At 66.4% G+C, this 23,671-nt stretch carries 27 protein-coding genes; 19 read left to right on the top strand and 8 right to left on the bottom strand.

All coding sequences use genetic code 11. The features are described from left to right. Position 1 precedes the first annotated feature (1 nt). The 3 genes from AC5Y5W_RS12510 to AC5Y5W_RS12500 all read right to left on the bottom strand — a co-directional run bounded on the left by AC5Y5W_RS12510 (position 2) and on the right by AC5Y5W_RS12500 (position 3,272). Positions 2-805, bottom strand: coding sequence for a class I SAM-dependent methyltransferase (locus AC5Y5W_RS12510; protein ID WP_500009617.1), 804 nt, complete (start codon positions 803-805; stop codon positions 2-4). Continuing rightward, complete coding sequence (locus tag AC5Y5W_RS12505) at positions 805-1,401, bottom strand: DUF2249 domain-containing protein (protein ID WP_500009618.1); 597 nt, start codon at positions 1,399-1,401, stop codon at positions 805-807. The genes AC5Y5W_RS12510 and AC5Y5W_RS12505 overlap by 1 nt, the downstream gene beginning before the upstream one ends. 86 nt (positions 1,402-1,487) lie before the next feature. Beyond that, a complete protein-coding gene (locus AC5Y5W_RS12500) occupies positions 1,488-3,272 on the bottom strand; it encodes a molybdopterin-dependent oxidoreductase (protein ID WP_500009620.1) in 1,785 nt (594 codons plus the stop codon). Between the two features lie 55 nt (positions 3,273-3,327). Here AC5Y5W_RS12500 and fdxA point away from each other — a divergent pair, with 55 nt between their 5' ends. Genes fdxA through AC5Y5W_RS12475 form a run of 5 tightly spaced genes read left to right on the top strand, consistent with a single transcriptional unit; the run spans position 3,328 to position 6,101 of the window. Beyond that, positions 3,328-3,684, top strand: coding sequence for a ferredoxin (gene fdxA / locus AC5Y5W_RS12495; protein ID WP_499886022.1), 357 nt, complete (start codon positions 3,328-3,330; stop codon positions 3,682-3,684). Beyond that, positions 3,681-4,352 carry a helix-turn-helix transcriptional regulator gene (locus tag AC5Y5W_RS12490; protein ID WP_500009621.1) on the top strand — a complete coding sequence of 224 codons (672 nt, stop codon included), beginning with the start codon at positions 3,681-3,683 and terminating at the stop codon, positions 4,350-4,352. The genes fdxA and AC5Y5W_RS12490 overlap by 4 nt, the downstream gene beginning before the upstream one ends. Next, positions 4,349-4,774 (top strand): hypothetical protein, encoded by a 426-nt coding sequence (locus AC5Y5W_RS12485; protein WP_500009622.1) that lies wholly within the window; start codon positions 4,349-4,351, stop codon positions 4,772-4,774. The genes AC5Y5W_RS12490 and AC5Y5W_RS12485 overlap by 4 nt, the downstream gene beginning before the upstream one ends. 31 nt (positions 4,775-4,805) lie before the next feature. Continuing rightward, the gene (locus AC5Y5W_RS12480; RefSeq protein WP_500009624.1) at positions 4,806-5,147 is read left to right on the top strand and encodes a cupin domain-containing protein; all 342 of its coding nucleotides are present in this window, start codon (positions 4,806-4,808) and stop codon (positions 5,145-5,147) included. A 9-nt stretch (positions 5,148-5,156) separates the two neighbouring features. After that, on the top strand, positions 5,157-6,101 hold the full coding sequence (locus AC5Y5W_RS12475) for an NAD(P)H-dependent flavin oxidoreductase (RefSeq protein WP_500009626.1): 945 nt from the start codon (positions 5,157-5,159) through the stop codon (positions 6,099-6,101). On the opposite strand, the gene AC5Y5W_RS12470 is transcribed toward AC5Y5W_RS12475, so the two are convergent. Further along, positions 6,098-6,793, bottom strand: coding sequence for a helix-turn-helix transcriptional regulator (locus AC5Y5W_RS12470; RefSeq protein ID WP_500009627.1), 696 nt, complete (start codon positions 6,791-6,793; stop codon positions 6,098-6,100). The genes AC5Y5W_RS12475 and AC5Y5W_RS12470 overlap by 4 nt on opposite strands. A gap of 90 nt (positions 6,794-6,883) precedes the next feature. On the opposite strand from AC5Y5W_RS12470, the gene AC5Y5W_RS12465 reads away from it, so the two are divergent. Further along, entirely contained in the window at positions 6,884-7,327 is a 444-nt protein-coding gene (locus AC5Y5W_RS12465; protein WP_500009628.1) for an Rv2617c family stress response/phage resistance protein, read from the top strand. Between the two features lie 39 nt (positions 7,328-7,366). On the opposite strand, the gene AC5Y5W_RS12460 is transcribed toward AC5Y5W_RS12465, so the two are convergent. Then, positions 7,367-7,864, bottom strand: coding sequence for a DUF1990 domain-containing protein (locus tag AC5Y5W_RS12460; protein WP_500009629.1), 498 nt, complete (start codon positions 7,862-7,864; stop codon positions 7,367-7,369). 58 nt (positions 7,865-7,922) lie between these two features. On the opposite strand from AC5Y5W_RS12460, the gene AC5Y5W_RS12455 reads away from it, so the two are divergent. The 3 genes from AC5Y5W_RS12455 (at position 7,923) to AC5Y5W_RS12445 (ending at position 9,934) form a co-directional block, all read left to right on the top strand. Next, positions 7,923-8,807 carry an aldo/keto reductase gene (locus AC5Y5W_RS12455; protein WP_500009630.1) on the top strand — a complete coding sequence of 295 codons (885 nt, stop codon included), beginning with the start codon at positions 7,923-7,925 and terminating at the stop codon, positions 8,805-8,807. A gap of 87 nt (positions 8,808-8,894) precedes the next feature. Further along, positions 8,895-9,512, top strand: a complete 618-nt coding sequence (locus tag AC5Y5W_RS12450) for a PaaI family thioesterase (protein WP_500009631.1) — start codon at positions 8,895-8,897, stop codon at positions 9,510-9,512. Then, on the top strand, positions 9,509-9,934 hold the full coding sequence (locus AC5Y5W_RS12445) for a TIGR02611 family protein (RefSeq protein WP_500009633.1): 426 nt from the start codon (positions 9,509-9,511) through the stop codon (positions 9,932-9,934). Before AC5Y5W_RS12450 ends, AC5Y5W_RS12445 begins: the two co-directional genes overlap by 4 nt. A 16-nt stretch (positions 9,935-9,950) precedes the next feature. Here the strand turns inward: AC5Y5W_RS12445 and AC5Y5W_RS12440 are convergent, their stop codons facing one another. After that, positions 9,951-10,604: a TetR/AcrR family transcriptional regulator gene (locus tag AC5Y5W_RS12440; protein ID WP_500009634.1), complete on the bottom strand. Its 654-nt coding sequence runs from the start codon at positions 10,602-10,604 to the stop codon at positions 9,951-9,953. 82 nt (positions 10,605-10,686) lie between these two features. Between AC5Y5W_RS12440 and AC5Y5W_RS12435 the strand changes: the two genes are divergently transcribed. From AC5Y5W_RS12435 to AC5Y5W_RS12425, 3 genes are read left to right on the top strand one after another with little or no spacing between them, the layout of a single operon-like run. After that, positions 10,687-11,520 carry an SDR family oxidoreductase gene (locus AC5Y5W_RS12435; protein WP_500009767.1) on the top strand — a complete coding sequence of 278 codons (834 nt, stop codon included), beginning with the start codon at positions 10,687-10,689 and terminating at the stop codon, positions 11,518-11,520. Continuing rightward, complete coding sequence (locus AC5Y5W_RS12430; protein WP_500009635.1) at positions 11,517-12,626, top strand: MBL fold metallo-hydrolase; 1,110 nt, start codon at positions 11,517-11,519, stop codon at positions 12,624-12,626. Before AC5Y5W_RS12435 ends, AC5Y5W_RS12430 begins: the two co-directional genes overlap by 4 nt. Continuing rightward, positions 12,623-13,582 (top strand): alpha/beta hydrolase, encoded by a 960-nt coding sequence (locus AC5Y5W_RS12425; protein ID WP_500009636.1) that lies wholly within the window; start codon positions 12,623-12,625, stop codon positions 13,580-13,582. Before AC5Y5W_RS12430 ends, AC5Y5W_RS12425 begins: the two co-directional genes overlap by 4 nt. 34 nt (positions 13,583-13,616) lie before the next feature. On the opposite strand, the gene AC5Y5W_RS12420 is transcribed toward AC5Y5W_RS12425, so the two are convergent. Beyond that, positions 13,617-15,293: a Na+/H+ antiporter gene (locus tag AC5Y5W_RS12420; protein WP_500009637.1), complete on the bottom strand. Its 1,677-nt coding sequence runs from the start codon at positions 15,291-15,293 to the stop codon at positions 13,617-13,619. A 129-nt stretch (positions 15,294-15,422) separates the two neighbouring features. Here AC5Y5W_RS12420 and AC5Y5W_RS12415 point away from each other — a divergent pair, with 129 nt between their 5' ends. From AC5Y5W_RS12415 to AC5Y5W_RS12385, 7 genes are all read left to right on the top strand, one after another. Next, entirely contained in the window at positions 15,423-15,917 is a 495-nt protein-coding gene (locus tag AC5Y5W_RS12415; protein ID WP_500009638.1) for a YflT domain-containing protein, read from the top strand. A gap of 142 nt (positions 15,918-16,059) precedes the next feature. Then, a complete protein-coding gene (gene thrS, locus AC5Y5W_RS12410) occupies positions 16,060-18,105 on the top strand; it encodes a threonine--tRNA ligase (RefSeq protein WP_500009639.1) in 2,046 nt (681 codons plus the stop codon). Then, positions 18,098-18,649, top strand: coding sequence for an ATP adenylyltransferase (locus tag AC5Y5W_RS12405; RefSeq protein ID WP_500009640.1), 552 nt, complete (start codon positions 18,098-18,100; stop codon positions 18,647-18,649). Before thrS ends, AC5Y5W_RS12405 begins: the two co-directional genes overlap by 8 nt. Further along, the gene (gene pgsA, locus AC5Y5W_RS12400; RefSeq protein ID WP_500009641.1) at positions 18,631-19,299 is read left to right on the top strand and encodes a phosphatidylinositol phosphate synthase; all 669 of its coding nucleotides are present in this window, start codon (positions 18,631-18,633) and stop codon (positions 19,297-19,299) included. The genes AC5Y5W_RS12405 and pgsA overlap by 19 nt, the downstream gene beginning before the upstream one ends. Before the next feature lie 59 nt (positions 19,300-19,358). After that, the gene (locus AC5Y5W_RS12395; protein WP_500009768.1) at positions 19,359-20,285 is read left to right on the top strand and encodes a phosphatidylinositol mannoside acyltransferase; all 927 of its coding nucleotides are present in this window, start codon (positions 19,359-19,361) and stop codon (positions 20,283-20,285) included. Then, a complete protein-coding gene (locus AC5Y5W_RS12390) occupies positions 20,285-21,409 on the top strand; it encodes a glycosyltransferase family 4 protein (protein WP_500009642.1) in 1,125 nt (374 codons plus the stop codon). Before AC5Y5W_RS12395 ends, AC5Y5W_RS12390 begins: the two co-directional genes overlap by 1 nt. Then, a complete protein-coding gene (locus AC5Y5W_RS12385) occupies positions 21,409-22,440 on the top strand; it encodes an NUDIX hydrolase (RefSeq protein ID WP_500009643.1) in 1,032 nt (343 codons plus the stop codon). The genes AC5Y5W_RS12390 and AC5Y5W_RS12385 overlap by 1 nt, the downstream gene beginning before the upstream one ends. On the opposite strand, the gene AC5Y5W_RS12380 is transcribed toward AC5Y5W_RS12385, so the two are convergent. Continuing rightward, complete coding sequence (locus AC5Y5W_RS12380; RefSeq protein WP_500009645.1) at positions 22,344-23,543, bottom strand: glycosyltransferase 87 family protein; 1,200 nt, start codon at positions 23,541-23,543, stop codon at positions 22,344-22,346. The genes AC5Y5W_RS12385 and AC5Y5W_RS12380 overlap by 97 nt on opposite strands. Positions 23,544-23,671 lie beyond the last annotated feature (128 nt).

Genomic DNA, 23,671 nt, shown 5'->3' with positions numbered 1-23,671 from the left:
TTCAGTCGGTTGCCGGTTTGTGAGCGATGATCGCCACGGCGATCAGCTGCTCACGGTACTTGCGGAAAGTGCGGCGCATGATCAGTACGCGTCGTCGCGCATCGTGGTGAGTGAGCAGGTTTTTGGCGAACCGCAGCGCTCCCCACAGCCCTTCGTCGGCAACCAGCCGCCGCGGCTGTAACAGCGCCATCGGCGCCGTTGCCACTTCGTCGACGACCAGACCCGCCTCGGCGAGGAGCTGGGTCCATTCAGCCACGGTGAGCGGGCGGGCGTTGACTTTGATCGCGCGGGCAAGAGACTGCCGGACATCGGTTTTGATGTCCTCGGCGATGCTGTCCGGCGTCAGCGCCAGTTCGTGAATCGCATACCGTCCGCCCGGTCGCAGCACCCGCGCCGCCTCGCCGACGATCGCCTGTTTGGCGGTGTCGCCCTGCATGGTCAGCATCGCCTCGCCGATCACCACGTCGGTGGCGGCGTCGGGCAGGCCGGTCTGGGCAGCGTCGGCGACCCGGACATCGCCGTGCCCCGCAACGAGGTTGCGCACCGCCCGAGCGGCGTCGGGGTCTTGCTCGGCGCCGAGATAAGAGCGCGGGTGGCGGGCCAGGATCTCGGTCGCGGTGCGGCCCATTCCGGGGGCCAGTTCGAGCACGTCGACACCGGCCACATCGGCACGGGTCAACAGCGTGCGGGTCAGTCCGAGCCCGCCCGGGCGCAAAACCCGCTTGCCCAGCCGGGCCAGTAGCCAGTGCCCGTGTACCGCATCATCGGTGCGGTCCGCTGACGGCAGCGTGTCGTAGTCGGCCATTAGACTGCCCGCCGCACAGTCGGTGTGAGCGGCAGAATTTCCCGCTTTTGGTGCACGGTCAGATAGCGCAGCCCGTCCGGACCCGCGCTGAACTGGCGTCGGGACCGCTTAGGCAGCCAGAGCAACGCGCCGGGCACCAAATCGATCACGCCATGTTCGGTGGTGAGCCGCCCGCTACCGGAGAGCACGTGGATCAAGACGTCGACGTCCGCGCCGGCGTGCGCGTCGATCCCGCCGTCGGGCGCCAGCGCGATCACGTTCGAATCCAGGTCGCGTTCGCGGGCCTCCAGCTTCCATACCGCCCCGGCCACATCGGGCTCGGCCGCCAGGTCGGCGGTGTTGGCCAGAACGCGGGGGAGCGGAGTCGTGGCGCGCTTGGTGATTCGGATCCGCCAGACCTTGGGGCCCTTCTCGACGTACTCCCAGCCATAGCTGCCGGCGTGGTCGGCCTCGAACTCGTCGTGCAAATGCTTGGGGTCATGGTTGTTGACCAGCACAAACGATTCGTCGACGGCCAGCGCGCCGTAGGTGGCGAAGATCGTCGGATGCTTCTGGGGCTTGGGTAACTCTCGGACGTCAAGTTCGTTCTCTGCCATGGGGTTTCGTCCTCCCAGAGTTTGTACAACGCAACTTGTGTAAACGCTACCGCATCACCTGCGTGATAGGGAAGCCTCCCCTACCCTTAGATCGTCTGGTGGCGGCCGAAGAACTCGTGGTCTTCGTTATAACCGCCATAACCGCTACCGACCTCGGAGTAGTGCGCAACAAACTCGATGCCCTTGAGCCACTTCACCTGCCTGAACCCGTGCTGCAGCTCGTTGCGCAGCCGCAGCGGCGCGCCGTGCCCGTAGCTCACCGCTTCCCCGTTCATGTCGTAGGCCAGCATGGTCAGATGGTTGCTCATCTGCTCGATCGGGTGCGCGACGTAGTAGATGCCGCCGTCGGCGCCGGCGCCCAGTGAGTAGAACACCGCCCATTTTGCCTCCGGCAGCGGTGTGACGATGTCGATGATGGTCTGCATCGATACACCGCCCCATTTCGCGACGCCTGACCAACCCTGGATGCAGAAATGCTGGGTGATCTGTTCGTGGTAGGGGAGATCATGCAGGTCGGCCAGGGAGAAGTCGGTGGGGTTCTCGACAAGACCGTGGACGCGCAAACGCCAATCCACGAAGTTGTTGTGCTCCAACTCCTTGTACTCCACGGTTTCCGGGTAGGTGCCGTTGTGCCAGAAGTAGGGCGAGATGTCTTGCTCGGTGAACGCGCCCGGCTTCGGGTTGACGTATTCGAACAGCCGCTGCAACGGCCCGATCAGCGCGTAGCCGACTCGTTGCACCACGCGGGGGTGGCGATATGTGAACGGGGTGGCAGCTGCCCAGCCGACCGCCACCACCACCATCGCCGCGGCAAAGGCACCGAACCCGATCCAGCTGTCGTCGTCGCGGGCGGCGAACATGTGGTTGAGGTTGCGCAACGCCTCGGTGGTGAAGACCAACGTCACGTGCACCACGATGAAGAACACGAAATACGCCATGACCAGGAAGTGCAGCGAGCGCGCGACCTGAATGTTCAACCGCTTGCTGATCACGGTGAGCCGCATGGACAGCGCCGGCGACATGCCGAGCCCGGTGATGACCGCCAATGGCGCGGCGATGAAGACGGTGGTGAAGTAAGCCAGCAGCTGCAACGCGTTGTAGGCCAGCCACGTGTTGTCGGCCGGCCAGTTCAGTGACAGGTACTGGATCGCCACCGACACGGCGTTGGGGAAGACGTCCCACCTGGTGGGCACAATGCGACGCCATTGCCCGGTCGCGAACAACAGCAGGTAGAACACCACGCCGTTGAGCAGCCACAAGACATCGGCCCCGAGGTGCCACCATCGGGCCAAGCCGATGGAGTGCCGAATCCCCGGCAACCCGAGTTGATCGGGCAGCGCGACCGAATCATCCTTGGCTGTCCACATCGGGTCATCCGGCACCGGCTTCGCCAGCCGCAACCACTCGTCTTTGCCGGGTGTGGCGTTGCGGCTGAAATAAAGCCGCGGGTGATCGACGAGGATCTGGATGCCGGAGCGGATGATGAACGTCATCAAGAACAGGTTGAAAAAATGCGTCCACCCCACCCAGCCGGGAATGCCGGCGGGCGCCCCGGACGGTCCGGGTACACCGGGATAGCGCTGGATGAAAGCCTGCACTGCTGAAATATTGTGCAGCCCTTTGCCGATCGCGACCGCTGCGACGAGTATGCCGAACCCGATCGGGATCAGCCACAGCGTGTTGAACCACATCTCGCGTCCCACTCGCAGCCGCGGAGCGATGGCCCGCTTGTCTGCTAATCCGCCTGCCCAGCTCTCCGGATCGACGGTGTCGTGCGCCAGTCGCAGCTCGGTGCGGTAACTGATGGCGGGCGGGTCGACGTCAGCGCCACTCGTTTGCGGCTCCCGGACGCCGAGTTCATTGTCGGCCATGGGGTCTCGCACCTCGCTCTAGTTTCTACAAGGCAAATTGTGTAAACTGTAGCCCATGACGTACGTGATCGGGAAACCATGCGTTGATGTGATGGACCGGAGCTGCGTGGAGGAGTGCCCGGTTGACTGCATTTACGAGGGCGGGCGTGCCCTCTACATTCACCCGGACGAATGCGTGGATTGCGGTGCCTGCGAGCCGGTTTGTCCGGTCGAGGCGATCTACTACGAGGACGATCTTCCAGAGGACCTGCAGCCCTACCTGGCCGACAATGACGCGTTCTTCTCGGAAACCTTGCCGGGCCGCGACGAGCCGCTGGGCTCGCCGGGCGGCGCCGCCAAGATCGGCCCGCTCGGCGTGGACACTCCCTTGGTGGCTAGCCTGCCGAAGGCGGATGAAACTCAGGAAGAATGAGCGACATCGTCAGGTCACCAACCGAACACGTCGGTCGCCGGCGCGACGTCCTTCGGGTATTGAAGGCGGCGACGGCGCCGATGAGCATCGCCGCGGTTGCCGACGAGTTGCACGTGCATCCCAATACCGTCCGTTTCCATCTCGACACGCTGGTCAGTGAGGGACAGGTAGAGCAGGTGGCGCCCGACCGTAAAGGGCCGGGCCGGCCGCCGTTGCTGTTCCGGGCCACCCGGCAGATGGACCGCGGTGGCCCGCGGCGTTACCGGTTGCTGGCCGAGATCTTGGCGATGGGCTTTGTCGCAGAACGAGATCCGGGCGCCAAGGCGCTGGCCGCCGGCCGTGCGTGGGGCAAGCAGTTGGCCCCGCCGCCCGAGAGCGGCAAACGGTCCGGAACTCTCGGGACCGAGGAATCGATCGAGCACTTGGTCGACGTGCTCGACGACCTCGGGTTTGCGCCGGAGCGCCGCGGCAAAAAGGAGGTCGGTCTGCGGCACTGCCCATTCCTGGAACTGGCCGAAGCTCGGACCGCCGTTGTCTGTCCGATTCACTTGGGGCTCATGCAAGGAGCATTGGAAACCTGGCAGGCGCCGGTCGCGGTCGATCGGCTGGACGCCTTCGCCGAACCGGATCTGTGCATGACGCACCTCACCCTGGGCTCTCGCAGATGACCGCCGGAGCGGCCGTCGCCGTCGCCGTGATCTTCCTCTGGCTGGGCATGGTGTTGGCGATTTCGTTCCTCGAAGCACCGCTGAAGTTCCGCGCACCCAACGTCACCACTGCGATCGGGCTCGGCATCGGCCGACTGGTCTTCCGCGCGCTCAACAGCGTGGAGGTCGTATTCGCCGTGGTGATTTTGGTAGCCGCCGTGGCCAGCCCGCCCCAGACCGCTGTCACCGTGGCGTTCGTCGTCGCGTTTGCCATGCTGGGCCTGCAATTGGGCGGGGTGCGACCGCGGTTGAACCGCCGGTCCGACAAGGTGCTCGCCGGTCTGAACGCACCGCGCTCACGTGCCCATTACGGGTACGTCGGCCTCGAACTGATCAAGGTGGTTGCATTGGCCGTAGCCGGGGTTCTTCTACTATCCAGCTGAAAGCCCACCTCCGACCCGAAGGAAATCATCGATGGACTCCGTCTCATTGACCAGCCTGGCCGCCGAACAGCTCGCCAAGGCCCGAGAGGCGCATAGCGGTCGGGCCGCTCACACCATCCACGGCGGTCATGCGCTCGAATTACGCCAGACCGTGCTGGCGCTGCTGAGCGGTCAGGAGTTGGCGGAACACGACAGCCCGGGGGAGGCGACGGTGCAGGTCCTGCAGGGCCACGTGCGGCTGACTGCCGGTGACGAGGTCTGGGAGGGCAAAACCGGTGACCACGTCACGATCCCGCCGCGCCGGCACGCGCTGGAATCACTCGAGGATTCGGTGATCATCCTGACCGTGGTGAAGAACATCCCCTCGGCGTAGGCCGGCGCTGTGCTGTCGACGCCGTGGTCACGCCGCATGGGGTTGCGGGTGCCGATCGTCAACGCGCCGATGGGCGGGGTGGCCGGCGGACGGCTCGCGGCCGCGGTGTCGGCAGCGGGCGGGCTGGGCATGGTCGGTATGGGCAGCGCCGGGTCGACGTCGTCGCTGGCCGCCGAGTTGCAGCATGCGGATCCGACGTTCGGAATTGGCTTGGTGGACTGGGTGATCCGCAAGGAGCCGGGCCTGCTCGACGCGGCGCTGGCCGCGCAGCCGGTCCTGCTGTCGGTCAGTTTCGGGACCGACTGGTCTTGGGTCCGTCGCGCCCATGATGCCGGAATCGCCACCGCCACCCAGGTTTACGACGGCGGCGAGGCCCGGCGCGCCCAAGACGCCGGCATCGACGTTCTCGTCGCCCGGGGCGCGGAGGGCGGTGGTCACGGCGACGCGAGGGTCGCGATGCTGCCGCTGCTCGATGCCGTGCTGGACGCGGTGTCACTGCCGGTGCTGGCCGCGGGTGGCATCGCCTCGCCGCGCAGCCTTGCCGCGGTGCTGGCCGCCGGTGCCGGCGGGGCGTGGTTGGGCACCTGCTTGTCGGCTTCCTCGGAGGCGCTGACCAGCGACGCCGCCCGCCGGATGCTGATTGCTGCCGGCGAGACGGACACCACCGCGACTCGGGTGTTCGACGTCGGTCGTGATCGCCCGTGGCCCAAGCGGTTTCCGTCGCGGGTGCTGCGCAACGACTTCGTCGCACGCTGGGGCGGCCGCGAAGACGCGCTGGCCGGCGATTCCGGTGCGCAGGCCGAACTCGCCGAGGCGATCGCCGCCGAGGATTATCGGGTGGCTCCGGTCGACGCGGGACAAGGGGTGGGAATGGTGACCGGCGTGACGCCGGTGGCCGACGTGATCGACCGGCTCTGCGCGGGCGCCGAAGGTTTGCTTGCCCGCTGGGGTTAGTCGCTTGTCAGCACCACACAGCACCGCTCCGGTTGCGGCTGCAACCGGGCCCGAGGGCAGTGCGGGGTGAGCGCATCGGTCACCCCGGTGATCAGTGCATGGTTCATGCCGCAGGCCAGTTCGGTCTGCTCTTGAGCCAGCGCGTGAAACGGGCAGTTGGCCAGATAGACCTCGCCGTCGGCGCGTCGCGGCTCGTAGCCGTAGTCGGCCAGCACGGTCGTCGCCAACTCGAGCGCTGCCTGCGCGTCGGGCGGCTGCCGGTCATCGCGGACGGCGGCATCGGCGATGGCGCGGCCGTAGTCGTGCGCGACCTGCTGCAGCACCTCGACGACGGGCATGCCGGTCTGCGCGGACCGCGCGATGGCCTCGGCCATCAGCCGGCCGGCCAGCTCGTACTCCCGCTGCGGCAGGCTGACCGCGATGTCGCGGTCAGCCCGTTGATAGAGCTTGGACGTCCGGCCCGCCCCGGGGCCGGACCGACCGGTCAGCCGGGCATAGCCAGATTCCAGCAAGCCCTCGGCCTCCAGCCGGTCGAGGTGGAACTTCGCCTGGTGGCGCGCAATACCGACCGCCTCGGCTGCTTGATCCCGGCTGACCGGCTCCGCTTGCGAGCAGACGAACCGGTAGAGCTCGTGTCGTACCGGATCGGCGAGCGCGCCGATGCCGGCCGCGTCGCGCTGCAAGTCTCCCATAACTCCACTTCTAACGGATTAAACCCTTGACGTTAGAGTACGCCTTGTTCTAACGTTCAAATTAGGATCTTTTAGAGTAAGGAGCGAGCCATGACTACTACCCGCGCACCGGCCCCAACGGCCACCCTCACGGAGCGGTTGAAGGATCCGACGTACTCGGCGTACTTCGCGTTGCGCGTCGTCTTCACCGTCGCGCCAATCCTGTTCGGGCTGGACAAGTTCTTCAACCTCCTGACCCATCCCTACCACTGGGGCGAGTTGTATCTGGCCAACTGGATCAACGACATCGTTCCCGGAAACGCCGACCAGTGCATGTACGTGGTCGGCGTGATCGAGATCGTGGCCGGCATCCTGGTCGCGGTCGCGCCGCGCATCGGGGCCTGGGTGGTGGTGGCTTGGCTGGCCGGCATCATCATCGACCTGCTGACGCTGTCCGGTCATTACGACGTCGCGCTGCGTGACTTCGGCCTGCTGGTCGGCGCCGTCGCGCTCGGCCGGCTGGCCCAGGGCTTCCACACTCCCCGGCAACCCTGACGCAGCCCGACCGGCTGCGAACCGGTGCGGCACAGCGCATCACACCGCGCGCACGTAGCGTTTGGCGATGATGCGCTGGGCCAGCGTCACGACCGGTCCGCCGGCCTTGCTCCACCACGTCGCCGGCCGTGAGAATGCCGACACCTCCGCGAACACCGCCGCGGTCACCGGGTCATGGCGTACGACGAATCGTTCCTCACCGGACTCCGGGTGACCGGGCAGCGTGCCGTAGGCGAATCCCCTGACATCCGGTTCGTCGATGACGTAGACAACACGACACGGTGCCTGCAGGAAGGCGAGCTTGACCAGTAGCACGGCGCCGACCTCGACCACCTCGCTGCTGGCCGTCACCCGCAGTCCGGCGCCGCGCTGCATTCCCCAATGCATCACCGCGTCGGCGGCGTCGTCGAAACGCTTTTGGCCCGCACCGATCTGGGTGGCAAAGCCCATGTGGTGATAGCCCGGAGGCGGCGGGCCGGCGGTCGCGCCCACTTCGGAATAGGTCAGCGGTAAATCGGCCAGCATGCGCAAGTCCACCCGCTCAGCTTGCCACGACGTAACAGGCTATAGGCATTGGCGGCGTACGGTCGGCTTCATGACCGCACCAAGCTCTCAAACTCCTGCCCAAGCTTCCGGAACCTTCACTCTCGGCGGTGACCTCACAGTCAACCGGCTCGGATTCGGTGCCATGCGCATCACCGGCAAGGGTGTCTGGGGTCCGCCGGCCGACCGCGACGAAGCCGTGCGGGTGTTGCGTCGCGCCGTGGAACTCGGCGTCAACTTCATCGACACAGCCGACTCGTATGGCCCCTACGTGTCTGAGGAGATCATCTGCGAGGCGCTGCATCCCTACCGAGGGCTGGTCATCGCGACCAAAGCGGGGCTGCTGCGCACCGGCCCGGATGTATGGGTGCCGTTGGGCAATCCGACCTATCTGCGCCAGGAGTGCGAGATGAGCCTGCGGCGTCTGGGTGTCGACACCATCGACCTCTTCCAACTGCATCGCGTCGACCGCAACTTTCCGTTGGCGGACCAGGTGGGTGAGCTGGTGAAGTTGCGCGAGGAAGGCAAGATTCGCCACATCGGCCTGTCGGAGGTGGACGTCGACCAACTCACCGCCGCCCAGCAGATCACCCCGATTGTGTCGGTACAGAACATGTACAACCTGACGGCCCGGGACGCCGAACCGTTGCTGGATGCGGCGACCGAGCGGGGCATCGGCTTCATCCCGTGGTTCCCGCTGGCCGCCGGACCGCTGGCCGCGCCCGATGGACCGCTGCAGCAGATGGCCGCCGAGCACCGGGCGACACCCGCGCAGTTGTCGCTGGCCTGGCTGCTGAAACGCTCGCCGGTGATGTTGCCGATTCCGGGCACCTCCAGCGTTGCGCACCTCGAGGAAAACGTCGCCGCCGCCGAAATCACGCTGTCCGACGACGAGTTCGAGACGCTGTCCGCGGCCGGAGCCCACCAAAGCAGCTAACCGGCCGCCGCGAAAGTGCATTCCACGACGCATTTTGCGAGTGGACCCGTCGGTAGTTGCACTCTCGCGTGCACATACCGTGTCGGCATGGCCGGCGAACAACACCCGGGCGGCGGATTCAATCCGCCGGATCCGACCATCAGGGGTGGGCCCGACTACGGCAGGTTCATCGACGCGGTGCGGATGCTGCAGGATCACGCGCGTGCCGTCGATGCGCCCGACGAGGTGATCAGTGAGGCGGCCGATCTGGTCGAGAAGGTGTCCGATCTGCTCAGCCCGTACGACGCCGACGAATGGCAATCGCCCTCGGGCCGCCGGATGGATTTGCCGATGCGCGGCAACCTGCTGACGGTGCCGATGAAAATGGCCAAAACTGAGGACGGCCGCATCCACGGCTGGGCCCGCTTCCGCCGGTTCCATCTGGGACGTAACGGTGCCGTGCACGGCGGCGCGATTGCGCAATTGTTCGATTCGGTGCTGGGCCTAACGTCGGCTGTGCTCACCGGCGGGCCCTACCAGCGCACTGCCTATCTGCACCTAAACTACCGTCGCATTGTGCCGATCGAAAAAGAGCTACGGGTCGATGCGGGGATTGAACGCACCGGGGGCCGGAAGATTTTCGTCGAGGGACGGCTGCTCGACGGCGAGACCGTTGTGGCCGACGCCGAGGCGCTCTTCGTCCGGCTACGGCCAGGACAACCGTGACACCATCGGGACGGCCAATTGCCCACCGCTGGACCCGGTGGCGCGATCGGCTTCGCCGTTGGCCCGTCGTCGAGCTCGGCTACCGGATTGGCGTCGCGGTGATCGGTTTTACCGTTCTGACGATCGGCATCATTGCGATTCCATATCCCGGGCCGGGCTGGGCCATCGTGTTCCTGGGCCTGGCCATCCTCGCCAGTGAATTCGCCTGGGCGCACCGGCTGCTGACGTACGCCAGGAGCCGGTATGACGCAGTGATGGCGTGGTTCGCCCGCAGGAGCCGGTGGATACAGGCACTGGGTGTCGCGTTTACCGCGGCGATCGTAGTGACGACGATGTGGCTGCTCGGCGTTGTCCACTGGTCGGCAGGGTTGGTGGGTGTCGAGCAGGCGTGGTTGACGAGCCCGATCGCCCAGCATTCGTAGTTCCAGCCCACGGTTCCTAGCGGCGTGGGGCGTCGAGTCGTTCCCGCGCGGCGGTGAACAGGGTCGCGCAGACGTCGGCCAGATCGGCCGGACGGTGCTTGCTGCCCGTCATCAGCCAGTCGACGAGTAGATGGTTCACGCCGCCGACCAGTGCGACGGCGGTCGAGTGTTCCTTTTGCGTCAGGGGTTCAGTGCGGGAGGCGGCCCAAATGGTGGCCACGATATCGGCGAACTGCCGCAAGACGCCGTGGCGCCGCTGTTCCATCTCGGGCGAGACGCCGACCACCTCGGTCAGTACGACCCGGGCGCGTCTCGGGTCATCGGTGAGGTAGCCGATGAATGCCCGCAGACCTGCCTGGGCTCTCGCATCGACACCGGTGCCAGCGGACTCGACGGCCGCCAAGGTGGCCGCACGCATCTGATCGACGAGGTCGGAATAGAGCTCGGCCAAACAGCTTTCGCGGTCGGAGAACGACTCGTAGAAGTATCGTTCGGTCAGGCCGGCGACGCCGCAGATCTGTTTTACCGAGCTGCCCGCATATCCGCGGATGCCGAACACTTCCAGACCCGCCGCAAGGATGGCGGCACGCCGCTGACGTGTGCGTTCCTGGGGAGTCAGCCCGTGGTACTTGCGCCCTGCCGGCCGCGCAGCTAACTGCTTGCCCACCATCTCTGTCCTTGTTTGTCGTCGGACTGCAGAGTAGAGTATCAATTCTGACATGCCTTCATGTCAGGATGGGGGCGTGACTGAGATGAACGCACCGATCACGGGCCAGGTGATCGCGGTGACGGGGGGCGCGCGAGGGATCGGGCGGGAAATCGCCCGCCAACTTGCCGCCATCGGGGCGCGGGTGGCCATCGGCGATCGCGACGGCGAGATCGTGCGCAGCACCGCCGCGGCGCTACCCGGCACCGTGCAGGGATTCGATCTCGACGTCACCGACTCGGCGTCGTTTCGGGCCTTCCTCGCCGCGGTCGAGTCGTTATGGGGGCCGATCGACGTGCTGGTGAACAACGCCGGGGTGATGTGGGTGGGCCCGTTCGACGAGGAACCCGAGTCCTGGACCCAACGCATGTTGGACGTCAACCTGGGCGGTGTCATTCGCGGTGTTGGACTGGCGGCTCCTGCGATGCGGGCCCGGGGCCGCGGTCATATCGTCACGATCGCGTCGGCCGCCTCGCGGCTTTCCCCGCCGGGCGAATCCACGTATGCGGCCACCAAACACGGAGTGCTCGGCTATCTCGTTGGTGTGCGAGAAGAACTGCGCAGCAGCGGGATAGAACTCTCGGTGATCATGCCGGGCGTCGTCGATACCGAACTCGCCGCGGGCACCGCGACCGGCGCCGCGCGGCTCCTACAGCCGGCGGATGTCGCGCGGGTGGTCGTACGGACCATCCAACGACCGCGCTTCGAGGTGACCATTCCCGGATATGTGGGGCCGCTGACCCGGATCGTCGCGGTGCTGCCCCAGCGCATCCGCGACCTAGTGCTACGGCGCATGGTCCCCGACCAAATTGCGGCGACGCGCGGATCATCCGCTCGCGCCAGCGAATCCCAAGCCTTCAGAGACGGAGGAAACCCATGACAACGACCCAGCCCATCGCCACCGTGCGGCCGATACCGGAGTTCGACGGCGTCCACGACGTTTGGCCCCGGGGTGATCGACTCGAGGCAGTCCGGGCCGCCGCGAAGCGCTATCGGGAACGCTTCGCCGCCCAAGGACAGGTCAAGGCGATGAAGAGCATCGACCTGGTGGCGGCTCCGTATCCGGCCCGGTTCGCGTTTCAGGGCTACTCGGTCAACCTCAACCCGTTCATTTCCATCATCAACCGGATGATGGTGATTCAATTCGAGGGGTTCGACGGGAAGCTCAAAACCCTGGTCTGGGAGCCGACCGTTGCGGATGGTTCGGCCGAGGCACCGTTCTACAACAAGATCCGCAAATTCGGGAACGCCTTGCACGCCGGGCGATTCTTCGTCAAGTATTACAACGATCCCGACGAGGTGCTGCCGAATCTGGGTCTGACGAATGCAGACGTCGACTACGTCAGCTACGACCATCTCCATGTGCAGGACGTGCGGATGATCATGGGCAGCAGCGAGCCGATCGAGGGAGAGGGCAAGCCCCGAGACCCGGTCTTTCCCAACGCCAAGCTGCTGGTGCACCGCAAGGAACTCGGCACGTTCGAAGCGCTGCATCCCATGCAGTGGGCCTGGTACGTCGAGAACGGGATGGCCGGCGTACCGCCGGAACGTCTCGAAATCTTCGACGGCGACGTGGAACTCGGTGTCGGGGTGAGCCTGCTGTGGACACCCGGTCACACCGACGGGAACCACTCGCTGTGCGTCAACACGCCCGACGGGGTATGGGTGTGTTCGGAAAACGGTATGGCGCCGGACAATTGGCAGCCCGAATTGTCGAAGATCCCCGGCGTCAAGCAGCAGGCAGCGTTCTATGGGCGTGAGGTGGTGCTCAACGCCAACACGCTGGAAGACACCCTCGACCAATACGACTCGATGGTCAAAGAGAAGACGATGGCCTCGCCGTCGCCGCGGGACCCACGCTGGGTGCAGGTAATCCCGTCGTCGCAATGCGTGTCCTGGAAACGGCAATGGCCGCTGATCCCGACGTACTCGCACGCTCCGCTGAACTACGGCGAAATCGTCAAACCGGGCCGCAGCGCCTCGTGACGACGACACGACCCGTCGTATCGCCGATCATCAGTCACCGCTCGCCGAGCGTCGCATCGGTGGTGCTCTACTGGCTGGCCCGGATCTTTCTCAAGCAGGTCTATCGGGCCTGGCCGCTGGGAGACCGCGGCATCCGCGCGTTGCGCATCATCGAAACCGCTTTTGCCCGGCTGCCGCACCCCACCACGGTGTGCCACGGTCACACCGATTTGGGAGGCGTCGGAGCGCAGACCTGTACCCCGCACCAGCCCGCTAGCGATGCCCTGGCCGGCGCGCACATCCTGTTTCTGCACGGCGGCGCATTCCTCTTCTGCGGCCCCGCGACCCATCTTCGCCTGTGCAGCGGGTTGGCCGAAACGGCCGGCGTGCCAGTGTATTCCGTTAACTACCGGCAGCTGCCCGAGGTAGGGGTTGGCACCTCGGTATCCGACGCGTACGCCGCCTACCGGGCGCTGGCCCACGAGGCGGCGCCCGGCAAGGTGATCGTCGCAGGCGACTCCGCCGGCGGCTTTCTGGCCGCCAAGATTTGTGAGCTCGCCGACACCGACGGCATTAGCCGCCCAGCCGCTTTCGTCGGCTACTCACCGCAACTCAGTCTCGACGCCGACCAACGCGACCCCGCTGCGCTCAAACACGACGCGTATCAGCCGCTGAGCGCGGTACGCCGAGCCAAGTCGAAGTGGCTGCGCGGTGATATCGAGCTGCGCGGCTCGCGGACGCCGATCGACGCACCCATCGCCGCGTTTCCGCCGAGCTTCTTCACCGTCGCCGAACGAGAATTACTGGAGCCCGACATCCTGGCCTTCACCCAGCGGCTGCACGAAGCCGGAACACCGGTCGAGACGCACCGTTGGCGCCGTCAAGTCCACGCCTTCCCCGTGCTCGGCCGGCTGCTGCCGGAAGGCCGCGAAGCCATCACCCTGACTGGCCAATTTCTGCGCGCAGCACTCGAATAGCGGCCTCGCATAGTCATCCCGGAAGCCAGCAGTATCAGGGCTTGCGCCGGCGTGGCAGCGGTGTAGCCACCGGCAGCATGCCCTCTTCGTGGTCGAGTTCGCGTTCGAGCACGCGAAGGCTCTGGTCGGGCAGCATGCCGGCGTCGCGCCGACGCACCAGCTCGTCGCGCTGGGCCTCGATGGCCGCCCGGCGGATACCGACGCTGGCCTCGTAGGCAGGGGAGGCGGGTATCTCACCGGAATCCCAGGACTCCAGCAGATCGAGTCGACGTCGATAACGCTCGAGGCGGGCGGACAACTGTTGGCGCACACCGTCGATTACCCGCGGATCAACGTCGTCGCGGTCCTGTTGGTCCAACTCGTCCAGTCTGTCGAGGGCAGCCTGTACGGCAGCCGTTCGAGCCTGATTGCGCAGCCGCACTTCGTCGACGGCATTGGCATGCAGGCCCAGGGCGCGTACCACCGGAGCGAAGGTGATGCCCTGCCCGATCAGTGTCACCAGTACGACCACGAAAGCGCAGAACAGCAGCAGACTCCGGTCGGGAAACGGTGTGCCGCTGTCGGTGACAAATGGGAGCGCGAAAATCGCGGCGAGGCTCACCACGCCGCGAGTGCCGGCCCAGCTGAGCACGAAAACCTCACGGCCGCTGAGTCGCTTAGCGTTGCCGTCCCGGTGGGCATCGTTGCCGGAGACGTTACCGAGCCGGGTATGCAGCGGTCGAGGAAGCGCCTGGGTGAGCACTAACCACAGCGGTCGCACCAACAGCACCACCGCGACCGTGATCGTCACTGCCGCGATGATCGTCGACAGTTCGTAGCCCGTGAGGCCGTGGAGAATAGCCGGCAGTTGCTGACCGATCAGCAGGAAGACGAGACCTTCGAGCAGGAAGTTGACCAGTCGCCAGACGGCGCGGGTCTGGAGTCGGCTCGCGCCAGATTCCGATCGTGGCGAGTGGTGGCCAACGATCAGCCCACACACCACAACCGCCAAAACACCGGAGGCATGGACCTTCTCGGCTGCCAAATAGGTCAAAAACGGTGTCGCGAGCGAGATCGCGTTGGCTGTCAACACGTCGTGGGTCCAGCGCCTGATGAAACGCCGGCAATACGCCAGCACCACGCCCACCACCAGACCGCCCAAGGCCGCCAGCACGAATTTTCCGGCTGCCGACGGCACTGAGAATCCGGCGCCCCGGGCGACTGCAATCGCGACCGAGAACGTGGTGAGCGCGGTGGCGTCGTTGAGCAATCCTTCGCCCTCGATCAGCGTGACGATGTTGAGCGGTAGGCCGACCTTTCGTGCGACGGCGAGCGCGGCCACCGGATCCGTGGGCGCCACCGCGGCACCCAGCGCCACGCCCACCGCGAGCGTCGCGCCGCCGACGAACAGGCTGAACGCCACACCGACCGCCGATGCGGTCACCAGCACCAGAACCACCGACAGGCTGATGACCGTGCGCAGGTTGTGACGTATCCCGACCAGCGACGATTCCAGCGCCGCGTTGTACAGCAGCGGCGGCAATATGCACGTCATCACGACATCGGGATCAAGGCTGAGGTTCGGCCCTGGCAGCAGCGCATACCCGATGCCGACCAGGGTGAGCAGCGCCGCGCCGGGCAGGCCGGTGCGTTCGCTGACCCAACTCACCACCACGATCACGGCGACAGCGGCGAGCAGCAGTGCCAGAGCCGTCTGCACCACCACAGCCATAATTCTGCCGGACACCGTCTGATTCGCCGCGATCGTTGTCGTGACCTCGGGCCGGCAATCCGTTTGCGGTCCGCGATTCACGTCAACCCCAGACGTAAGTAGCTGTCGAGAACGCGTCAGGAGATTGCAATGGTTTATCCGTCTGGTCAATCCGGTCCGAGCCAGCAGCAGGCCCGCGCCGAGCCGCCCGTCCGACGGGAGGTTATTGCATCCTTCGACAATTACTTCGCCGCGCAGCAACTGGTCGACCGGATGTCCGACGGCGGGTTTCCGGTGGAACACGTCCGCATCGTCGGCGACGGTGTACGCACGGTTGAACACGTCACCGGCCGCCTGACCAACGCAAGGGCAGCGTGGGCCGGCGCCGGCGCCGGTGCGTGGTGGGGTCTGCTCATCGGGTTGCTTTTTGCGATCTTCACGGTCGGGCCGTATTGGATATGGGCGCTGCTCATCGCGGTGGCCATCGGTGCGTTCTGGGGTGCAGTCTTCGGATTCGTCGCACACTGGTCGACTCGAGGCCGGCGTGACTTCTCCAGCGTGCAAACGTTGGAAGCCCAGCGCTACGACATCTGCGTTACCGCCGATCACGCGCCGGAAGCGGCCCGCTACGTCCACGCCGGGTGACGGTATGCCGGGGTGAACCCGAGCGAACGATTTTGCTGACAGCGGCGCCGCTGAGTCCGCTCGCTGCTCGATGGCTCATGCCTGGCTGCGGACCGCCCCGATAGCATGGTCGTCGTTCCCCCGAGCCTTGGAGACCGCCGTCATGACCGCCCCTGCGCAGCCCGCCCCGATTCGGGTTCCTGCCGGCGCGACCGCGGCCGCAGCGGTGCGGGACGCGGGGTTGCCGGTCCGCGGCGTGCCGGACGCCGTCGTGGTGGTGCGCGATGCCGACGGCAAACTGCGTGACCTGAGCTGGACACCTGACGTCGATTCCGAGGTCGTTCCGGTAGCGGCCGACACCGACGAGGGTCGCAGCGTCATCCGGCACTCGTGTGCCCACGTGTTGGCCCAAGCCGTCCAGGACATGTTCCCGGACGCGAAGTTGGGGATCGGGCCGCCGATCACCGACGGCTTCTACTACGACTTCGACGTGGCGCAACCGTTCACCCCGGAGGATCTGGAGGCGCTGGAAAAGCGGATGCGCCGCATCGTCAAAGACGGGCAGCTGTTCGCCCGGCGGGTCTACGAATCCAAGGACGAGGCCCGCACCGAGCTGGCTGGTGAGCCCTACAAGCTCGAACTCGTCGACGACAAGTCTGGCGACCCGGCGGTAATGGAGGTCGGCGGCGACGAGCTCACCGCCTACGACAACCTCAATCCCCGTACCCGCGAACGTGTTTGGGGCGATCTGTGCCGCGGTCCGCACCTCCCCACCACCCGCCACATTCCGGCGTTCAGGCTGACCCGCAGCTCGGCGGCGTACTGGCGCGGCGACCAGAACAACGCCAGTCTGCAACGCATTTACGGCACCGCCTGGGAGTCGCAGGAAGCCCTCGACCGCCACCTGACCCTGCTGGAAGAAGCCCAACGTCGCGACCACCGCAAGCTGGGCGCCGAGCTGGACCTGTTCAGCTTCCCCGACGAAATCGGCTCCGGCTTGGCGGTTTTCCACCCCAAAGGCGGAATCGTGCGCCGCGAGCTGGAAGAGTATTCGCGGCGCAAGCACATCGATGCCGGCTACGAGTTCGTCAACACTCCGCACATCACCAAGGCGGACCTGTTCCATACCTCCGGGCATCTGGACTGGTACGCCGACGGCATGTACCCGCCGATGCACATCGACGCCGAGTACGACGACGACGGCACGGTGCGCAAGCCGGGGCAGGACTACTACCTCAAGCCGATGAACTGCCCGATGCATCACCTGATCTTCCGTTCCCGCGGACGGTCCTACCGCGAACTGCCGTTGCGGCTCTTCGAGTTCGGCAGTGTCTACCGCTACGAGAAGTCCGGCGTGGTGCACGGACTGTCCCGGGTACGCGGAATGACCCAGGACGATGCGCACATCTACTGCACCCGCGAGCAACTGCGTACCGAACTCGCGTCGCTGCTGCGGTTCGTGCTCGACCTGCTCCGCGACTACGGGTTGGACGACTTCTACCTGGAGCTGTCCACCAAAGACCCCGACAAGTTCGTCGGCTCCGACGAGGTGTGGGACGAAGCCACCGAAACACTGCGCGCAGTGGCTGAAGAGTCGGGGCTGCAGCTGGTTCCCGATCCCGGTGGGGCCGCGTTCTACGGGCCCAAGATCTCGGTTCAGGTCAACGACGCGCTCGGGCGCAATTGGCAGATGTCGACCATCCAACTGGACTTCAACATGCCCGACCGGTTCCACCTGGAGTACACCGCCGCCGACGGCAGCCGGCAGACGCCGGTGCTGATCCACCGCGCGCTGTTCGGGTCGATTGAACGGTTCTTCGGCGTCCTGACCGAGCATTACGCCGGCGCGTTCCCGGCATGGCTGGCGCCGGTGCAGGTGGTCGGCATCCCCGTCGCCGACGGTCATGTGCCGTATCTGGAAGATGTTGCGGCCCAACTGCGCTCGAAGGGTGTGCGGGTCGAGGTCGATGCCAGCGACGACCGGATGGCCAAGAAGATCGTCAACCACACCAACCAGAAGGTGCCGTTCATGCTGCTGGCCGGGGATCGTGACGTCGCCGCCGGCGCGGTCAGTTTCCGGTTTGGCGACCGCTCCCAGATCAACGGGGTGAGTCGTGACGACGCCGTCGACGCCATCGTCACATGGATTGCCGAGCGCGAAAACAGTGCTCCCACGGCAGATTCAATGAAGGTGAGCAGCCGTGGCTGACGAGGACTTCATCGTCGACAGAGGCGTCGGCGAGTCGGACCACCTGCAGCGGTTGTGGACGCCCTACCGGATGAGCTACCTGGCCGAGGCGCCGCTGCGGCGGGACAAGAGCAGCCGTGCAGAACCTTTTACTGACATCCCGCAGCTCTCCGACGAGGACGGCCTGGTGGTCGCCCGCGGTGAACTGGTCTATGCGGTGCTCAACCTCTACCCGTACAACCCCGGGCACCTGATGGTGGTGCCGTATCGGCGGGTATCCGAACTCGAGGACCTCACCGACAAGGAGAGCGCAGAGTTGATGGCGTTCACCCAGAAGGCGATTCGCGTCATCAAGAACGTGTCGCGGCCGCACGGCTTCAATGTCGGACTGAACCTGGGCACGTCGGCGGGTGGGTCGCTGGCCGAGCACCTGCACGTGCATGTCGTGCCGCGGTGGGGCGGTGACGCCAACTTCATCACGATCATCGGTGACTCCAAGGTCATTCCGCAGTTGCTGCGCGATACCCGTGAGCTGCTGGCCACCGAGTGGGCCAGGCAACGGTGAGCAAGTTCTTTTCCCGCGAGGGGGTCGCCAGCGTCACCACGCCGCTGGCCAGGGCGTTCCTGCGGGTGGGTTTCACCGCCGACGGCGTCACCATCCTGGGCACCGCCGCGGCCGTGGTCGCCGCGCTGACGTTGTTCCCGACCGGCCGATTGTTCGCCGGCGCCGTGGTGATCTGGTTTTTCGTGATGTTCGACCTGCTCGACGGCGCGATCGCGCGGGAAAGCGGCGGCGGCAGCCGGTTTGGCGCGGTGCTCGACGCCACCTGTGACCGCATCAGCGACGGCGCGGTGTTCTGCGGGCTGGCGTGGTGGGCGGCGTTCGGCCTGCGCAGCCCGTCGCTGGTAGTGGCCACGCTGATCTGCCTGGTCACCTCGCAGGTGATCTCCTATATCAAGGCCCGTGCCGAAGCCAGCGGTTTGCGCGGCGACGGCGGCTTCATCGAACGACCGGAACGGTTGATCATCGTGCTGGTCGGCGCGGGATTGTCCGACCTGCCCTTCTTCCCGCTGCCGTGGGCGTTGCACGGGGCGATGTGGCTGCTCGCCGCCGCGAGCATGGTCACCTGCGCGCAGCGGTTGCATACCGTGCGGACCTCGCCGGGCGCGGCGGATCCGCTGCGCCCGGGGGAGTCGGAAAAGAGCGAACCGTGATCTCGCTGCCGGCGGGACTCAAAGTGCCTGGGCTCAGTCGCTTCCCGCTGGCCGGCAAAATGAGCGACTGGGGGTATGCGGCCGGCTGGATGATGGTGCGCACCATGCCGGAGTTGGCCGCGCGCAACGTGTTCGACGCCGGAGCGCTCTACGCGTCGCGCAACGGCGGGCCCGAGCAGCTGCGCAAGAACCTGGCCCGGGTGATCGGGGTGGCGCCGGCTAAGGTGCCCGGTGCACTGATGCGTGCGTCGCTGGCCTCCTATGCGCGCTACTGGCGGGAAGCGTTCCGGCTACCCACGATGGACCACCGGCGAGTGGCCCAACAACTCGACGAGTCGATCCTGGGGCAACACCATCTGGAAGCGGCGCTGGCGACCGGCCGTGGGGCGGTGCTGGCGTTGCCACACAGTGGCAACTGGGATATGGCCGGTGTCTGGCTCACCCAGACACACGGCACCTTCACCACTGTCGCCGAGCGTCTGAAACCCGAGTCGTTGTACCGGCGGTTCATCGACTATCGCGAAGGTCTCGGCTTCGAGGTATTCCCGCTGTCGGGCGGCGAGCGGCCGCCGTTCGAACTGCTCAGCCAACGGCTGAGCGACAACAGGGTCGTCTGCCTGATGGCCGAGCGCGACCTCACCCGCACCGGCGTTCAGGTCGACTTTTTCGGTGAGCCCACCCGGATGCCGGCCGGATCGGCGAAACTGGCCATCGAGACCGGCGCGGCGCTGCTGCCGGTGCACTGCTGGTTCGAGGGCGCCGGCTGGGGCGCGGAGATCTATCCGGCGCTGGACTGCGCCGGCCGCGACGTCAGCGCCATTACCCAGGCGCTGGCGGACCAGTTCGCGCGCAACATCGCCGCATACCCCGCCGACTGGCATATGCTGCAGCCGCAATGGCTGGCTGATCTGTCCGATGAGCGACGGGCCAGCTTGGGAATCGGGCGAGCTGGAGCGACGCAACCCGGGGAGCAGGAACAAGTCTGATGCGCATCGGGATGGTGTGTCCGTACTCGTTCGACGTGCCGGGCGGGGTGCAGTCCCATGTCCTGCAACTCGCTGAGGTGATGCGCGCGCGGGGGCACACGGTCAGCGTGCTGGCGCCGTCGTCGCCGCATGTCGCGCTGCCCGACTATGTCGTTTCCGCCGGCCGGGCCTTCCCGATTCCCTACAACGGCTCGGTGGCGCGGCTGCAGTTCAGTCCGGCGGTGCACGGCCGGGTTCGGCGCTGGCTGTCCGACGGCGATTTCGATGTGTTGCACCTGCACGAACCCAACGCGCCCAGCCTCTCGATGTGGGCGTTGCGGGTAGCCGAGGGGCCGATCGTGGCGACCTTTCACACGTCGACCACCAAATCTTTGACGTTGACCGTCTTCCAGGGGGTGCTGCGGCCCTGGCATGAGAAGATCGTCGGCCGCATCGCGGTGTCCGACCTGGCGCGGCGCTGGCAGATGGAGGCGCTGGGCTCCGACGCGGTGGAGATCCCCAACGGCGTGGATGTGGCGTCGATCGCGTCGGCGCCGCGCCTGGACGGATATCCGCGGCCCGGCAAGACGGTGCTGTTTTTGGGCCGCTACGACGAGCCCCGCAAGGGGATGGCGGTACTGCTCGACGCGTTGCCCACGCTGGTCGAGCACCTGCCCGACGTGCAGTTGCTGATCGTCGGGCGCGGCGATGAGGACGAATTGCGCGACGCTGCCGGCGATTTGGCGAAGCATCTGCGGTTCCTTGGCCAAATCGACGACGCCGGGAAGGCCTCGGCGCTGCGCAGCGCCGACGTCTACTGCGCACCCCACACCGGCGGCGAGAGTTTCGGCATCGTGCTCGTTGAGGCAATGGCCGCCGGCACCGCCGTGGTGGCCAGCGATCTGCACGCATTTCGGCGGGTGCTGCGCGACGGCGAGGCCGGCCGGCTGGTACCGGTGGACGACGGCGCCGCGTTGGCCGAAGCCCTGGTCGCGGTGCTGGAGAACGATGTGCTGGCCGGACGCTACGTCGCCGCCGGCCACGAGGCCGTGCGCCGGTACGACTGGTCGGTGGTGGCCAACCAGATCATGCGGGTCTATGAGACGGTGGCCGGCTCGGGCACCAAGGTTCAGGTGGCCAGCTGATGGTTTGGCTGCTGGTGGCGATCGCGGCGCTGGTCGCGCTGCTGGTGGTGTTGGGCGCCTGGGGCTATCACACCGCCAACCGCCTGGACCGGTTACATGTGCGCTGCGACCTGTCCTGGCAGGCGCTCGACGGTGCGCTGGCCCGCCGCGCCGTGGTGGCCCGCGCCGTCGCGATCGACGCCTTTCACGGCGCGGCTCAGGGCAAGCAGCTGGCGGCGCTGGCCGATGCGGCCGAACGTGCTCCCCGCCACGACCGCGAGGCGGGTGAGAACGAGTTGTCGGCAGCGCTGGCTGCTGTCGATCCGGCGTTGCTGCCGTCGGCGCTGGTCGCTGAGCTGGCCGACGCAGAAGCCCGGGTGCTGTTGGCCCGCCGGTTCCACAACGACGCGGTCCGCGACACCCTGGCGCTGCGCGAGCGAACGATAGTGCGGCTGCTGCGCCTGGGCGGAAGAGCCGCACTGCCAAGCTATTTCGAGATCGCCGAGCGCTCACGCATGCACGGGTTGAGCGGCCACGCGGCCAACCGGCGTACGTCGGCGCGGGTGGTGCTACTCGACGACACCGGCGCCGTGCTGCTGCTGTGCGGATCCGACCCGGCGCTGCCCCATGACACCGCACCGCGCTGGTGGTTCACCGTGGGCGGGCAGGTCGGCGACGACGAAGGGTTGGCGCAGGCGGCCGCCCGCGAGCTCGCCGAGGAAACCGGCTTGCGGGCTGAGCCCGCCGACATGGTCGGACCGATCTGGCGACGCGACGCCGTATTCGACTTCAACGGCGCAGTGCTGGACAGCCAGGAGTTCTTCTTCGTCTACCGCACCCACCGGTTCGAGCCGTCCATCGCCGGGCGGACAGAGCTGGAACGCCGCTACATCCACTGTCACCGTTGGTGTGGTGCGGCCGACATCGCCGGCCTGGTGGCCGCCGGCGAGACGGTTTACCCGCTGCAGTTATCCGAGTTGCTGGCCGACGCGGTGACGCTGGCCGATGGTGAGTCCTCGGGGCCGCGGCGGCAGCTGCAGTCCATCCGCTGAGCAGCGCTCCGGCTGAAGCTCAGACACACCACCAACCCGAGCAGACAGATGCCGGCCAACAACCACGGCATCGCCGCGGCCGGCTCGAACGGATGGAAGCTGGCGTTGTCCAGCATGCCGACCGCGGTGAGCAGCCCGGCCAGACATAACGTCGACGCTGCCAACCTGGCCGCGGCGCCGGCCGCGACCACGATCAGGAAAGGCAGTGGCCAGATCAGGTACTGCTCGAGCACGACTTTGCTGGCCAGCAGGAAAGCCACCAGGGTCAGCGCGGTAGCAAGCCACACGTCGGTCAGCGACGCGAGGAGGACCGCGGCGGCCGCGAAGCAGACCAGCAGCAGAGAGCTGAGCCACTTGGCTTGTTCGTGCGTCAGTAGTCCGAGCAGTTCCCGTTGCCACGACAACCCCTGCGGAAGCTTCGTCGCGTCGTAAAGAACCACATCGGCATACAGCGCGTGAAAGCTGCGCAGGTAGGGAAGGCACAGAACAGCGACGACCAGGACAAGGGTCCCGATGATCGCGAGCCGCCGGCCTTTGACATGGCGCAGGATGGTCGGCAGCACGAATATCGGGAACGTCTTCGCGGCGACTGCCAAGGCGTAGTAGCCGGCGGTCGACCTGATGTTGCTCCGAGCGGACAGGCTGAGCAGGGCAGCAAGCAGGAGCGCACCGCCCAGTGAGTCGAAGCGGCCGTAGTAGGCGCTGTTGTAGAGAACCAGCGGGTTCAGAAAGAACGCGGCGGCGGCCCCGGCTACCACCCACTCGTTGCGGCCTTGGCGGCGCATCGCGGCCGCGATCAGCAGCGTGCAGGCCACATCGGCGGCCGCGATCGGCAGCTTGCCCGCCACCTGAAACGAGATGCCACTGTGCTGGGCCAACCATTGGAACGGCAATTCGATGTACAGCCAGAGCGGGAAGTACGCATACGGCCCGGCGGGGTAGTGCGGATGATGTGTGTAGATGTTGACGCCGCGCAGGGTTGCCGCACTGGCCATGTCCCAGACCACGAAGTCCTGGCCGTGGGTCAGCGGGATCAGGACGCAGCGCGCAATCGTCCCGAGCAGCAGGACAATGGCGAGCGGCGAGACGGCTCGGACGCTCACTGCCGGCGAGGTTTTCGATCAGTGCTGCGACCTGGTGGTCCACCGATCGGCAGCATGCGCGGGATCGTAGCACCATCCGCGGGCTGACCGATCCGCCCAGGTCGCGCCATTTACCATCAGCTTTTCGG

It is taken from the genome of Mycobacterium sp. NGS51 (genome assembly GCF_059812525.1).
Note: the sequence above shows the minus strand (reverse complement) of the source record. Positions and strands in the feature narration are given on the sequence as shown.